Origin of the sequence: Shewanella saliphila (assembly GCF_014648295.1) — a bacterium.
GTDB classification, from domain to species: Bacteria; Pseudomonadota; Gammaproteobacteria; order Enterobacterales; family Shewanellaceae; genus Shewanella; species Shewanella saliphila.
Genome location: NZ_BMQV01000021.1, coordinates 1 through 14,194 on the forward strand (window position 1 = coordinate 1; position 14,194 = coordinate 14,194).

9 protein-coding genes are annotated in these 14,194 nt (G+C 43.2%); 3 read left to right on the forward strand and 6 right to left on the reverse strand.

Going from position 1 to position 14,194, the window contains the following annotated elements:
- Window positions 1-144: 144 nt before the first annotated feature.
- A complete protein-coding gene (locus IEY48_RS11220; protein ID WP_188920318.1) occupies window positions 145-405 on the reverse strand; it encodes a GrxA family glutaredoxin in 261 nt (86 codons plus the stop codon).
- A 79-nt stretch (window positions 406-484) separates the two neighbouring features.
- Window positions 485-2,212: a DNA repair helicase RadD gene (gene radD, locus IEY48_RS11225; protein ID WP_188920320.1), complete on the reverse strand. Its 1,728-nt coding sequence runs from the start codon at window positions 2,210-2,212 to the stop codon at window positions 485-487.
- Between the two features lie 268 nt (window positions 2,213-2,480).
- Between radD and IEY48_RS11230 the strand changes: the two genes are divergently transcribed.
- The gene (locus IEY48_RS11230) at window positions 2,481-2,876 is read left to right on the forward strand and encodes a hypothetical protein (RefSeq protein ID WP_188920322.1); all 396 of its coding nucleotides are present in this window, start codon (window positions 2,481-2,483) and stop codon (window positions 2,874-2,876) included.
- Window positions 2,877-2,984: 108 nt separating this feature from the next.
- Here IEY48_RS11230 and acs read toward each other — a convergent pair whose 3' ends face one another.
- A complete protein-coding gene (gene acs / locus IEY48_RS11235) occupies window positions 2,985-4,937 on the reverse strand; it encodes an acetate--CoA ligase (RefSeq protein WP_188920324.1) in 1,953 nt (650 codons plus the stop codon).
- Between the two features lie 256 nt (window positions 4,938-5,193).
- Between acs and IEY48_RS11240 the strand changes: the two genes are divergently transcribed.
- Together IEY48_RS11240 and IEY48_RS11245 are read left to right on the forward strand one after the other, a co-directional pair.
- Window positions 5,194-8,613, forward strand: coding sequence for a hybrid sensor histidine kinase/response regulator (locus IEY48_RS11240; RefSeq protein WP_188920325.1), 3,420 nt, complete (start codon window positions 5,194-5,196; stop codon window positions 8,611-8,613).
- Between the two features lie 28 nt (window positions 8,614-8,641).
- Window positions 8,642-9,241, forward strand: coding sequence for a glutathione S-transferase family protein (locus tag IEY48_RS11245; protein ID WP_188920438.1), 600 nt, complete (start codon window positions 8,642-8,644; stop codon window positions 9,239-9,241).
- Between the two features lie 3 nt (window positions 9,242-9,244).
- Here IEY48_RS11245 and IEY48_RS11250 read toward each other — a convergent pair whose 3' ends face one another.
- From IEY48_RS11250 to IEY48_RS11260, 3 genes are all read right to left on the reverse strand, one after another.
- On the reverse strand, window positions 9,245-10,381 hold the full coding sequence (locus IEY48_RS11250; RefSeq protein ID WP_188920327.1) for an S-methyl thiohydantoin desulfurase family protein: 1,137 nt from the start codon (window positions 10,379-10,381) through the stop codon (window positions 9,245-9,247).
- 61 nt (window positions 10,382-10,442) lie between these two features.
- Window positions 10,443-11,759, reverse strand: coding sequence for a cytosine permease (locus IEY48_RS11255; protein ID WP_188920329.1), 1,317 nt, complete (start codon window positions 11,757-11,759; stop codon window positions 10,443-10,445).
- 77 nt (window positions 11,760-11,836) lie between these two features.
- Complete coding sequence (locus IEY48_RS11260) at window positions 11,837-13,996, reverse strand: TonB-dependent receptor (protein ID WP_188920331.1); 2,160 nt, start codon at window positions 13,994-13,996, stop codon at window positions 11,837-11,839.
- Window positions 13,997-14,194: the final 198 nt, after the last annotated feature.

Here is a 14,194-nt window from a genome sequence, read left to right on the forward strand (position 1 = left end):
CATGATAGGACAGGGTATGTGTTCAGCAACTATGCTGAATGGAAGTATGCATGAGCCGTATACGAGGTCCGTACGTACGGTTCTGTGAGAGGGATGGGGCGGTGACGCCTCACCCTACTCGATGTGAGCATCAAATTTAGCAAGTTACTTTAATAAATTGTTTTGACGAACATAAGCTTCAAATTCAGTACAACCACCTATTGGCTGCTCATCAATAAAGATTTGTGGCACAGTTTCTACGGTTTTACCCACACTCTTAGAAAGGTCTGCTTTAGTTATCCCTTCTGCGTGAATATCAATATACTTAAATTTAAAATCTTCGCTTTGAGCGGCTAATTTTTCAGACAATTCAACAGCGCGAACGCAAAATGGGCAAGCTGGGCGGCCAAAAATAACTACAAACATGGTGACTCCTGTTTAATGATATGGGCAATTTATACCATATGCGCTTTTTTTTTCATAATGCATCGCGATTAATTTTGTTTTAACTCATATCGATTTTATATTTGCCTTGATAATCAAAAAATGAATCAACTAAATCCCAGCGGTGTTTGTTTTTCTTTAACAGCAATAAATCGGGCTGCCTAAAGCGGGCTTTATCGACTAGTACATCGTTGGCTCGATTATATTGTGGGTGTAATAAACCGGGCGTACGAGTGTGACTTAGTACAAACACGGCGTAAAATGCTCGGCGTTGAGCGGGTGTAGAAAATTGGAAAGTTTGCTTGAAGTCGTTACCTTCAATGTCAATGTATTGAATGACCAGCTTTTCATCTTGGTCAAGTAACAACATTTCTTGGCATTTAAATAAATGGTGATGCTGGGCATTTAACACTTGTTTAAGACGTTTATCTGGATCAATTAAGGTCGACTGACAGGTTTGGCAAATACGCGCGGCTATGTCATTTTCAGCGCCACAGTCAGGGCACGATTTTGAACGAAATCGAAAATCACATTGTTTAGTGTCATCAATCAATCCTTGGCAGCGTCTGCCAAAGTGTTCGATGATGTCGCCATCAGCGTCAACCAGCCCCCAAAAGGTGTTGGCGAATTGGCAAATTGGGCAATGCACTTGCACAGGAACTGATTTACTGTTTGGTTTGGCCTGGCCAACTTCGGGGTAAAATAAGTCGTAACCATTGGCAGCATAGTCGATCACTAAACAATCGGTTTTGTTGGGAGAGAGCCGCAAGCCCCGGCCAATCATTTGTTGAAATAGGCTGACTGATGCTGTGGGCCGTAATATCGCGATTAAATCGACATGGGGTGCATCAAAGCCTGTGGTTAATACCGCAACGTTAACAATAAATTTAAGTTGCTTTGTTTTAAAATGGTCAATAATTTCATCACGTTCAACATGGGGCGTTTGTGCGGTAATCAATGCGGCATCATCGCCCATTAATGCCATTATTTCATTGGCATGGCGTACGGTAGCCGCAAAAACGAGCACACCTTGTCGATGTTGAGCAAGCTGTTTTACTTGTTTAATAATGGCTGTGGTCGCGCGGCCTTGATGATGGAGTAAGCTGTCAACTTCAGCTTGCGAATATTCATCGCTTTGTGGTGTCGCTAGGTTGCTAAAATCATATTGCGCACTCAGTCCATCAAAAATAGTGGGTTGGGTTAAATAGCCTTTTTTGATTAATGGCCGCATGGGTAACTCGAAAATGCATTTGTCGAATATGGGTTTATCTGTATTGCCCACTTTTCCGTGATAATGATGGCGATATATCCAGCCTAATCCAAGCCGATAAGGCGTAGCGGTGAGTCCCAATAGTTTTATTTGTGGGTTCTTAGTACGTAAATGAGTCAGCAGTTGTTGATACTGACTGGTTGACTCAGTACTGACGCGATGACACTCATCAATAATGACCAGTGAAAATGCTTGAGCAAATTGGTTGAGCGCGCGAGAAGCCGATTGAACACTAGCGACAACGGTTTTACCATTGGCTTTTTTTTGCTTAAGTCCAGCAGAATAAATATTGGCTTCTTGAGTCAACAACCCGACTTTTTCGGCATTTTGTGCCACTAACTCTTTGACATGGGTGAGCACTAAAACATTACCATTAGCGATCCTTGCAAGCTCTGCAATCACAATGCTTTTGCCTGCGCCAGTAGGAAGCACTAGCACTGCTGATTGCTGGCTGAGTTTAAAATGCGTTACAGCGGCGTCTACGGCTTGTTGTTGGTAGTCGCGAAGGTTAATGAGCATACAATTGGCCGTTGGAGTTTAATGTTTTCAATGGGGTTCTGAGTTTGGTTGCTCGGTTATATTCAGTCGCATTTATTGATAGGGCGTTATCACTATCTCATTTTATCTAAAGCCGTATCATTTATAGTTAATCGCAAGCTAAACACTGTTTTTTATTTTGACTTAGTGTAGATTTAATCTCAAAAATAGTGGGTTAAAGTTTGTTTTTGCTAGGACAGGTTCGCCATTAAAAATAGAATAAAAAAACGTAATATTAGGAGTATCAACCATGAAGTATTTATTATTACTTGCTTTGTTTGTTGTCAGTCATTTTGCCATGGCAGAACAAGGATTGGTAGTCGGGTTTTCAATTGAAGAATATGTCACTGACTCACAAGATACGACCTCATCAACGTCGAATATCCTTATGGGGTTAAACGAAACTGTCTCCGTTGAGGTCGAAGGTGATTATGTTGTGACGATGACGTCAAAGCAGCTACAGGCTGAAAATATTCAACTCACAGTGAGTTTGAGTGATTTGTCTAACGGCGCACCTAATGTTGTCGACAAAGACAGAACGCTAAAATTAGCTGTTGGTCAGACAACCCGTTATAAATTAGCCCAAGCAGAACATGTTTATCAAGTGAGTATCGACACCGTCTATGGTGAGCTGCCTGCTAACTAGGTTAACGATGAAAACTAATTAAGACAAAAAAAAGCCCCTCAATGAGGGGCCGAAAGAGAAATTGGTCAGGATTTCTCATGGGTGGATAGAACACTAACTTAAGTCACGTTATTCCGTTTTGTTTAAACGGGTTTCGATTAAGGTGTCGATTACCGCTGGATCTGCTAGCGTTGAAGAATCCCCTAAGTTGGTCACTTCATTGGCTGCAATTTTACGCAAGAAACGACGCATAATTTTACCCGAACGCGTTTTAGGTAGTCCGCTAGCCCATTGAATTAGATCTGGTGTCGCTAACGCACCAATTTCTTTACGTACCCATTGGCGTAATTCTAGGCGTAACTCTTCAGTGGGTTCTGTTCCACGAGTTAAGGTCACATAAGCATAAATGCCTTGTCCTTTAATATCATGAGGGTAACCCACTACAGCCGCTTCAGCGACGAGATCATGCGACACTAACGCACTTTCTACTTCTGCTGTGCCTAAACGGTGACCTGATACGTTAATCACATCATCGACTCGACCTGTAATCCAGTAATAACCATCTTCATCACGACGGGCACCGTCACCGGTAAAGTACATGCCACGGAACGTTTTAAAGTAGGTTAGGGCAAACCTGTCATGGTCGCCGTATACCGTTCGCATTTGGCCTGGCCAAGAGTCAAGAATCACCAGATTACCTTCTGTGGCGCCGTCAACGATATTGCCCATGTTGTCGACTAATGCAGGTTGTACCCCAAAAAATGGACGGGTAGCAGAACCGGGTTTAGTGTCTGTTGCGCCCGGTAATGGGCTAATGAGAATACCGCCGGTTTCGGTTTGCCACCAAGTATCGACAATCGGGCAGTTTTCATGACCGATCACCTCATGGTACCAACGCCAAGCCTCAGGGTTAATGGGTTCGCCCACTGAGCCCATAATGCGCAGTGAGTCGCCTTTATAGCTGCTAAATTGCTCTTTACCTTCAGCCATTAATGCGCGGATTAATGTTGGCGCAGTATAAAGAATATTGACATTATGACGGTCAATCATTTCGCCAAGACGCGCAGGCGACGGATGATTTGGCACGCCTTCATGTATTAATACCGTAGCAGCGTTAGCAAATGGGCCATACACCATGTACGAGTGGCCGGTAATCCAACCAACATCAGCAGTACACCAGTAAACTTCATCGGCTTTATAATCAAATACATACTCATGTGTCATCGAGGCGTAAACCATGTATCCGCCAGTGGTATGCAGCACGCCTTTAGGATTACCGGTTGAGCCTGAGGTATAGAGTAAAAATAATGGGTCTTCAGCATTCATTTCAACGGGTTGGCAATACTCAGATGCGACTTCCATTAACGAATGCCACCACACATCACGGCCTTCAACCCAATCAATATCGCCACCGGTACGTTTTAATACAATGACTTTTTCAACCGAGGTGACATCAGGGTTGGCAATCGCTTCATCAACACTGCGTTTTAACGGAATTTTACGGCCACCACGTACGCCTTCATCTGAGGTAATTAGTACTTTAGATTTACCATCAATAACTCTTGCTGCAATTGAATCTGGTGAGAAACCACCAAATACCACAGAGTGAACGGCACCAATTCGGGCACAAGCAAGCATCGCTACAGCAGCTTCTGGCACCATAGGCATGTAAATTGTGACGATATCGCCTTTGCCAACACCCTGGCCGCGTAATGCATTGGCAAATTTACAAACGTCAGCGTGTAATTCTGCATAGGTAATTTTACGCTGTTCATTGGCGTCATCACCTTCCCAAATGATGGCCAGTTTATCGCCGTGCTGTTCTAAATGACGGTCTAAACAGTTTGCTGAGGCATTTAATGTGCCGTCATAAAACCAGTTGATTGATAAATTGTGATCATCAAATGAGGTTTTTTTAATTTTAGTGTAAGGTTTAATCCAATCGATACGTTTGCCGTGTTCTCTCCAAAAACCTTCTGGATTAACAATGGACTCCTGGTACATTTTCTTATATTGATCGTTATTAACCAGTGCGTTGTCTGCAATGTCACTAGGAACTTTGTAAAGAGACTGCGAGCTCATAGGGGCTTCCCTTTCTAAAAAATGGCGTGGCTAAAGTATCATCTGCAACCGACTACCAAAACTATTAGACCTTGGTCTAGTTTTAAAATATCCTTAATATTTAGTCTGTTGCACGTGTTAATATGATTAAAAAGTGCTGCTGACAACAAGTAAAATCTCAAATTTAGCTAGAGTCGATTGTTTTATGTTCAACCCGCTTTGTTGGAGTAAGAATAAAATTGATTGTAAATAACAATAAAATGATAACGGACGCCTAATGAATTTAACTCTTATTGTTGCTGTAATTGCGGTGCTCTATGTGTCACTTCTGTTTATTTTGGCATGGGGTGCTGAGCGCTGGTTTAGTAAAATCAGCCAAAAACTGCAAGTGTGGATTTACGGCTTAAGTTTGGCGGTGTATTGCTCATCATGGAGCTTTTTGGGCACTGTTGGACAATCTGCGACTGATTTATGGTCTTTTTTACCTATTTTTGTTGGCCCCATTTTAGTGTTTACCCTTGGTTTTGGTATGTTGCGTAAAATGGTGGTGGTGTCTAAAGCGCAAAATATTACCTCGGTGGCTGACTTTATTGCAGCCCGTTATGGCAAGTCACAATTATTAGCCGCAATTGTTACCCTTATTGCACTCTTTGGCATCATGCCGTACATCGCGCTGCAATTAAAAGCGATGGTGTTTAGCCTTAATCTATTTCAGCCCGACGACAACCCGTTAAGCCCCGTTGCTGTGCCGCTGTTAATCACTATGTTATTGGCCGTGTTTGCCATTTTATTTGGTACTCGAAAACTTGATGCCACAGAACATAACCCCGGAATGATGGTCGCTATTGCGTTTGAGTCTTTGGTTAAATTAGCCGCCTTTATTGTTGTTGGGGTTGTGATTAGCTTTGGTTTTTTTGATGGGTTTGGCGATATTTGGCAGCAAGCCTCAGCGAAAGGGTTAATAGAAAATAGCCACTTGCGTTTGGAATCATTTTTACCTGAATTATTTGTCGGTATGGCGGCATTTTTATGTATGCCAAGACAGTTTCACGTCATGGTGGTGGAATGCGGCGGCGAGCATATATTAAAAAAATCACGTTGGATTTTCCCTATTTACTTGGCTTTATTCGGCATGTTTGTTGCCCCTTTAGCGTTGGCCGGTAAAGTGTTATTGGACGACTCTGTTACCGCTGATACCTATGTCATCAACTTACCACTAGCACTTGACCAACCCTTTCTAGCCGTGATTGCTTTACTGGGCACTTTGTCTGCAGCCACAGGTATGGTGATTGTTGCAGTAGTCACCATCAGCGTAATGGTGAGTAACGAATGGCTCGTGCCGTTTTTGTTGCGCACCGGACAGATCAGAGAGAAAAATTTTAGCCAATTCTCGCAGTTATTACTTAATGTTCGTCGCTTAGCGATTGTAGTGATTTTAGGCTTTGGTTATTTAAGTTATTTAACTTTGGCAGACAGCGATTCATTATCACAACTGGGTATGTTGTCGTTTGGTGCGTTTTCACAATTGGCGCCAGCATTGGTGGGAGGATTGTATTGGAAACACGGTAATCGTACTGGGGTTTATCTCGGCCTTGCCGTAGGCTTTAGCTTGTGGTGCTTTATTTTACTTCAAGGGGTTGGAGCAAGGTTAATTGGCGGTGAGTTTGATTTGCTTAACTCGATTACGCCTAATGTCAGTGATACGTTAGTCGCGTTACTGGCAAATGTAGTGTGTTACGTGTTGGGGTCTATTTGGTTTAGGGCAGGGGTTGCTGAGCGGATTCAGGCAAGCCACTTTGTTAAACCCTGGTCATTAAAGCAAGACACGAATAAGCGCCAGGGGCCCATTTCACAACAAGATTTATTAATCTTGGCCAGTCGATTTGTCAGCCCGACTCGTGCGTATGAAAGTTTTAGTCGTTTTTCACCCGAGGCGGTAAAAAGTGACAGTTGGTATAAAGCCGCGCCAGAGGAGCTCATCGCCCACACCGAGCATATGTTGTCTGGTGTACTTGGTGCCTCCAGTGCGTCATTAGTGATGGACTCGGTACTGCAAGGACGAGATTTAGCGCTCGATGAAGTGTTCAGCCTGGTTGATGAAGCATCATCCAAAATCATTTTAAGTCAGGACATGCTGCGCGGCGCCATTGAACATGCCTATGAAGGGATGAGCGTGGTCGATAAAGACCTTAATTTAGTTGCATGGAATTATCGTTATGCCGATTTATATCAATACCCAGACGGCTTTTTGCAGCAAGGTATGCCGATTGCCGATGTGGTGCGCTTTAATGCATCGCGTGGATTTTGTGGCCCTGGTGATATAGAGCAAAAAGTGGCCATTAGGGTGCAGCATATGCGCAATGGCACGCCGCATACTTCAGAGCGAGAACGTCGTGACGGTAAAGTGATTAAAATCCAGGGTAACCCAATGCCTGATGGCGGTTTTGTGATGACCTTTACTGATATCACTCAATATCGTTTACAAGAAAAAGCCTTACTTGAAGCCAACGAAACCCTAGAAAGTCGAGTGCAAGAGCGTACTTATGAATTGGCGATGCTCAACAGCGAGTTACTGGAAGCCAAATCGCAAGAGGAGCTGGCTAATGCCTCTAAAACCCGATTTCTTGCAGCCGTTGGCCATGATTTAATGCAGCCGCTCAATGCCGCAAGGTTATTTACCGCGTCATTATCACAATACCCAAATTTAGATTTAGAAGCGCGCACCACGTTAACCCACGTGAATAGCTCATTAAAAACTGCCGGTGAGCTGCTTACCGATTTGTTGGATATTTCTAAGCTTGATTCTGGCATGGTGGATGTTAATCGCCGCGACTTTTCAATTTCAGAGGTGATTAATGGATTGGCCATTGAATTTGACGCAATGGCAGGTGATAACCAAATATCGTTTGCGATGGTGCCATGCTCAGCAACGGTAAATTCTGATCCGTCTTTACTGAGGCGCATATTGCAAAACTTTTTAACCAATGCGTATCGTTATGCCCGCGGTGGCAGGGTGTTATTAGGTTGTCGTCATCGTGGGGAGTTTATTGAGATTCAAGTGCTCGATACTGGCTGCGGTATCGATGAGCACGAAACCCAAGAGATTTTTAAAGAGTTTAAACGCTTAAACCACCCCAGTAGCCGCAATGTAAGTGGTTTAGGTCTTGGATTGGCGATTGCAGATAGAATAAGTAAAGTCCTCGACCATCCTATTCAAGTGCAGTCTGTGTTAGGCCAAGGCTCTATGTTTTCTATCATGGTGCCTTTAGGGCAAACCGTCAGCCAAGTAGTGACCAAACCTATACCTTCGCTAATGCAGCCTCTTGCTGGTGTTAAGGTGTTATGCATAGACAACGAAGAAGCTATTTTAGCAGGGCTTGATTCACTTTTAAGCCGATGGCAATGTGAGGTCATTTGTGCAACCGATATCGCTGATGCACGCATTAAGCTAGGGCTTAAAGGTGTTGCACCAGACATTATTTTGGCAGATTACCATTTAGATGATGATAAAAATGGCGTAGATGCCATGGATGATATTCGTTCTCGCTATGGTGCACACGTGCCCGGGATTTTGATTACCGCCAATACCAATAAAGATCTTGTTGATGACATTGAACGACGTGGTTATCACTATATGGCTAAAATGGTTAAGCCAGCGGCATTGCGCGCCCTGATTTCGAGCTTAGTTAAAAAATAATCGCTGGAATTGGAGCAGACAGAACATGATAAAAGCATACGGCGATAGCGTCTCTGGCAACTGCTACAAAGTGCAACTGGTGTTACATATGCTCAATATTGAGCATCAATGGCAAGAGATGAGTATTGCTAATGGTGATACACAAACCAACGCTTATTTAGCTAAAAACCCAGCAGGAAAAATACCGTTAATTGAACTTGATGATGGCAGAGTATTATCTGAATCAAACGCGATTATGGGCTATTTAGCTGCGGGCTCTACACTTATCCCAACGGATGAGTTTAGCAAAGCAAAAATGTATCAATGGTTGTTCTTTGAACAATACAGTCATGAGCCCTATATTGCCGTGGCCCGTTATATTCAACTGTATTTAGGCTTACCAGATGACCGTTTAACCGAGTACCACTCTTTACATACCAAAGGCTATAAAGCACTTAGCGTCATGGAGTCTACACTTTCACAGCAGCCATTCTTATGCGGTGAGCAATTTACCTTAGCGGATATTGCGCTTTATGCTTATACCCATGTGGCACATCAAGGTGGTTTTGAATTAAGGGAATATCCGCACATCAAACGTTGGTTAACCCGCATTACACAAATACCAGGCTTTGTTGCAATGCAGGCTTAATGCTTAAGAGGCGTTTTGTTTACCAAGCTTGGCAAAATGTTTTGCTACAGCAGGCTCGTACGGCGTTGATAAGCCAACATAAGCTGGGCCAAATGCTTGTAAGCCACGTTCGGTAACAAACTCTTTTGGCGCCGGTAAAATCACAATAGCGACATTCAACCCAACATGATGGTTTGGGGTTGTGATTGCCACTTGGTTGTCCATATCAATACAACAAATCAAGTCTGGAATCGTGACATCAACCTCACCATTGCGGCGCGCTAAAAGGTGCTCATTTTTGATTTCTAATTGGTATTGCTCTTGTTGGTACTCACCGCTTCCATCAATGGTCACAGTACCAATGGTAAAGCCTTTTTCAGTGCTAAATTGTGATTGTGAAACCTGACCTCTAAATGCAACATAACCTTCGCCATGGCTTGCAATGGCCTCTGCAATGTCTTCGCCTTGCTCTTTTGCAAGACGGTAAGCTTTACCAATGGCCAGAGACTTAGAAATAGTGCCTTTAATCACCGCATCTTTTACTTGCTCAATTGGCATCGCGTGATCGATAGCGGCAATATCATTTCGACTGATCACAGATAAAGCACGTACAACCGTTTCGGCGCGTAAATCATCAATAATATTTTCACAAATAAAACATTCGCCAAACTCATTAGCAGCCACAATTGGCGCAGCTGGGATGCCGTTAAAGTAATAGGTTGAGTGGGTGATTTCTGGTACGGCACGGCCTGCAACGTCGGCATCAATAATATAACCATCGGCCATTGCGGCAACATAAAAAGAAACCGCCGTATTTGACCCGCCTAATTCACAACAAATGGTGCCGTAAAACTTCTCCCCAGTGTATTGTTCAAGGCGTTTAAATGCGGTCATCATGGATGATTGCTCACTTTTAGGCAACCTTGCGTAAACCGCTTCTTCGGCTTCAGATAACGCCGATAATGCCCCAAGCATATAAGGTGTGCAGATTTTTCTCCCCGCAGGGACTTCGTCTACATCTACGAGGGTAAAGGTTTTGCCTGCGGCGAGTGCTGCATCGATATAAGCAATACCATCATCCATTTCGCCACCGCCACCGGTGCCCAAAATAACACATCCGTGTAAAATGTCGGTTAGTTCTAAACGCGTTAATGACTTCATATAACTCTCTGGTATGTACTGTTAAATCATGGATTTAACTTGTTGTGTATTAATATTGGGTTTACAGACTTTGTGTTGAATTTTGTGGCTTTTTACTTGGTATCAATTTTTTAATGACAAAGTAGAGTGGGGCAGTGATGAGCATGGCGTCACACACTTCAATACCTGAGAGTGTGAGCCAGCCATTATTTGCCATCATGGCGAAACCAATGCCGCCAACCCAAGCGACTAATGCTTGAAAATTAAACGCTGTTGTTTGATTTAAATGCTCAATTTGGTAGATTTTTTGCTGTTGAATAAAGAAAAAATCGACGATGTATATTGAGGCTACTGGGCTAAAAAGGATCGATAAACTAAAAATGAATCCGGTAAAGTTATCGAGTAAATTGAGTGATGCCACCACGGCTCCTAATACTCCGCCAGCAATGATGATTTTCCATTCTGACCAATGCGGTTTAATGGCATTAAAACCTAATGCGGCGCTATAAAGGTTGACCACATTGGTCACAGCACTTGATGCAATTAATAACACAAAGGCAAACATCCCTAAGCCGAGGGTTAACATCACCACAAGAATGTCAGCATTCACGACCGCTAAACCAGCGATTGCTGCCGCGATATAGACAAAATTACTGATGAACATAAATGGTAAAAAAGAGGCGATGACCGTGTCTTTGGGCTTAGCCGCAAAACGGCTAAAATCTGGCATTAATACCACGCTCACAATAAAGCTGCCGACAACGGCTGATACTGCTTCACCAAAGGTAAAATCTATCCCTGTTAGGCTACCGGTAGAGGGTGTATCGTTAACGACGTATCCCAGGCTTTGATAAAGCATGTAGGCCACGAGTAAAAACAAAATGGGTACAAATAAACTTGAGACTCGCTCAATAAACCTAAAGCCCCACAAGGTGGTTAGGGTGATCACTATGCTGGCAGCAATATCAAAGGTCCAAATAGGCGGCGCATAATCAAATAATTGCATTGAAAACTGAGCCGCCACCTCGCTAAACAAATTAATGTTAACGCCGTACCAACCGAGTAATGATAAGACAAATGCTAAACTGACAATGTTGGCGCCTTGCAAGCCAAAGACAAATTTCATCGTCATACACGAGCTTAGGCGGTTTTTCATGCCAACAAAGCCAGTAATCGTGCCTAACACCGATAAAATAAATCCGCCGATTAAAAATGCATATATGCTTTGCTCTAACCCTAATGCTGAGCCGATTTCTAGGCCAGTAATGAGTCCTGGTACGGCAAAGGCTAGGCCGCCATTGACCATGCCAATACGCCAACCATTATGGGTTTTATCTTGAGGTACCGGCGTGGTTGCATAGTCTTCTAGCAGGTCATCGATTGTGTGGGTTTCAGCCATGTTTATTCCTAGTAAAGGCGCCGTTGCTGGTGTTTAATGGCGCTAAAACGGCGCCACCAAACACCAAGTTAGATTGCTTAGAAGTTGTAAATTGCTTCTACACCAAAGCTACGAGGCTTATTGGGTTGACGCGCAAGATCGGTCACGCCATCAGCCACCATAAACAAATCTTCTATGCTTCGCTCATCAGTTAGGTTGTCAACATAAGCCTGAATTGTCCATTGCTCAGATTTAACCCCAATACCGACATTTAATGTGGTTGAAGACGATGAACGAATATCTGCTATGTCAATTGAGAATGATTGCGGCCCAACAACTTGCACATCAGCGCGAGACAATAACGCCCACTCGCCATTGAGTTGATAGTGGTGATTCATCGACAATGCATAGTTGTAATCGGCGACATAAAATTGCGTGTAGCCGACCAGTTCTGGCTGACGGTCAAACTCTTTGATTTCAGAATCGACAATGCCTGCACTGAAACGAAGATCTAAGTCATCGGTTACTGCAAGCGCAGCTTCGAGTTCAATACCTTTAGTTTCAACTTTATCGATAGACAGGTTTTCTAGGGTAAATGTGTCAACATTAAATTGAGTGATTTGGGCATTTGACTGATCTATCCAAAACAGTGCGCCATTTAGGGTTAAGCGGTTATCAAATAAAGTTGATTTAAAACCAGTTTCATAACTGTCTGACACTTCCTGGTCGAATGAACGGCTAATGCCTTCGGCTGGCTCATTAAAACCGCCGCTTCGAAATCCTTTTGAATACCCTGCATATAACAATAAGTCTTCGGTTGCTTGATAGGCGAGCGTGGCTTTAGGTTGCCATTGGCTAAATGTTTTTTTAGCGAAGGTATCTTCACGAGCACCGGGGTCATAGGATTCACGCTTGTCTTCGTCGTAGCGTAATGCGGTGGTTAATTCGAGTTTGTCAGTAATATCGTAGTTAGTTTGTCCAGACAGTGCCCACGCTTTGCTGCTATTTTTATCCGCAATGGTAAAAAACAGGCTGTCGTCATTAAAATCTGAGCGAGATTGCGCCGTATCACCGGCAAAGTCATCAAAGAAGTTAATGGTATTGTCGCGTTGTTTATCTTGATAAAAAGCAGAAACAGCCCATCTTAATGCTTGATCGCCACGAGAGGTAAAGCGTGACTCGATGGTAAATGATTCAATGTCATAAAGCCCTTCGGTAGCAAATGGCGCTCTAAAAAAGCCGTCTTCATCAATGAATGTGGCATCAGCGGAGTAATCACCATCATAAAAATGTTCGTTTTCAGAATTGCTATATGCAGTGATGAAGTCAAATGTACCTAGGTCGTACTCTTGGGTTAATTTGGCACTTAACTCGTAAACATCACGTTGGTCATTGTTATCAATGTTTTGTGAAGTCTCTAGATCATAGTCTTCTTTGCTGTCTTCTGACACGTTCTGGTAATAGGCAAACCCCGCATCTGAGGTGGTATAACGTCCTTTGAGGTTTAAGCTTGTCTCTTCAAACAAATCAAATTGAAGCTGTGCAAACGCTGAGTCTTCTGACATATAGTCAGCTTCGTCATCTAAAAAGACGTTATCAATTAATCCGTCGCTATTTTTGGTATAACCGCCAACACGGAAAAACGCGCTATCTTGTTCATTTAACGAACCCGATACCACGCCACTGAGATTATAGGTGTTGCCATTGCCATAAGAGCCTTTGACTGAGCCTTCAATATCTTCAGTCGGCTTTTTAGTGGTGACAATCACCGCACCACCAATCGCCCCTTTACCGTATAGCGCACCTTGAGCACCTCGCATCACTTCAATACGTTCAATGTCGACCAAGTCTTGATTGATAAATTCTAAATCTGGGGCGGTAACGCCATCGACGACAAATGCAAGCGGGGCATCACCCACTTGAGGGGTAATTAATCCTCGGATCGTAATACGAGCAAGTCCTGGGCGAAAGTTATCTAATTGACTCAAGTTAGGCGTCATATCAGCTACATCACGAAAATTAGTAATGCGCTGGGTTTCAATCATGTCTGCACTAAAAGCGGTAACAGAATCGGGCACGTTTTGTAAGGTTTCGACACGACCACGGGCGGTAATAGAGATCCTTTCTACGCCACTAGTATCAATTGCTTCTGCTTGGCTTTGGTTTTCCTCTGCTAATAATGGGGAACTTATCGCCATCGAAATCGCTGCAGCAACAAAAGATTTTTTTGTAAATAGAGTCTGGGTATATGGGGTCATGGCGTTCCCTCTCGAAGTTATATTAGTAGTATGTAATCGTAATCAATTTGTTAAATAAATCGCTTGTAGTCATTTTGCGGTTTTACCTGCAAAATAATATTTTGTAATTAGGGTCAAATTCGAAAAATTTGTAGCGCTTTTACACAAAATTGCCTTGTTTTTGCAAATTAACTAACGATGATTCAATATAGAAAGCTG

Coding starts and splice junctions, on each gene's coding strand:
- IEY48_RS11220 (WP_188920318.1), bottom strand. CDS start 405: ATGTTTGTAGTTATTTTTGGCCGCCCAGCTTGCCCATTTTGCGTTCGC.
- radD (WP_188920320.1), bottom strand. CDS start 2,212: ATGCTCATTAACCTTCGCGACTACCAACAACAAGCCGTAGACGCCGCT.
- IEY48_RS11230 (WP_188920322.1), top strand. CDS start 2,481: ATGAAGTATTTATTATTACTTGCTTTGTTTGTTGTCAGTCATTTTGCC.
- acs (WP_188920324.1), bottom strand. CDS start 4,937: ATGAGCTCGCAGTCTCTTTACAAAGTTCCTAGTGACATTGCAGACAAC.
- IEY48_RS11240 (WP_188920325.1), top strand. CDS start 5,194: ATGAATTTAACTCTTATTGTTGCTGTAATTGCGGTGCTCTATGTGTCA.
- IEY48_RS11250 (WP_188920327.1), bottom strand. CDS start 10,381: ATGAAGTCATTAACGCGTTTAGAACTAACCGACATTTTACACGGATGT.
- IEY48_RS11255 (WP_188920329.1), bottom strand. CDS start 11,759: ATGGCTGAAACCCACACAATCGATGACCTGCTAGAAGACTATGCAACC.
- IEY48_RS11260 (WP_188920331.1), bottom strand. CDS start 13,996: ATGACCCCATATACCCAGACTCTATTTACAAAAAAATCTTTTGTTGCT.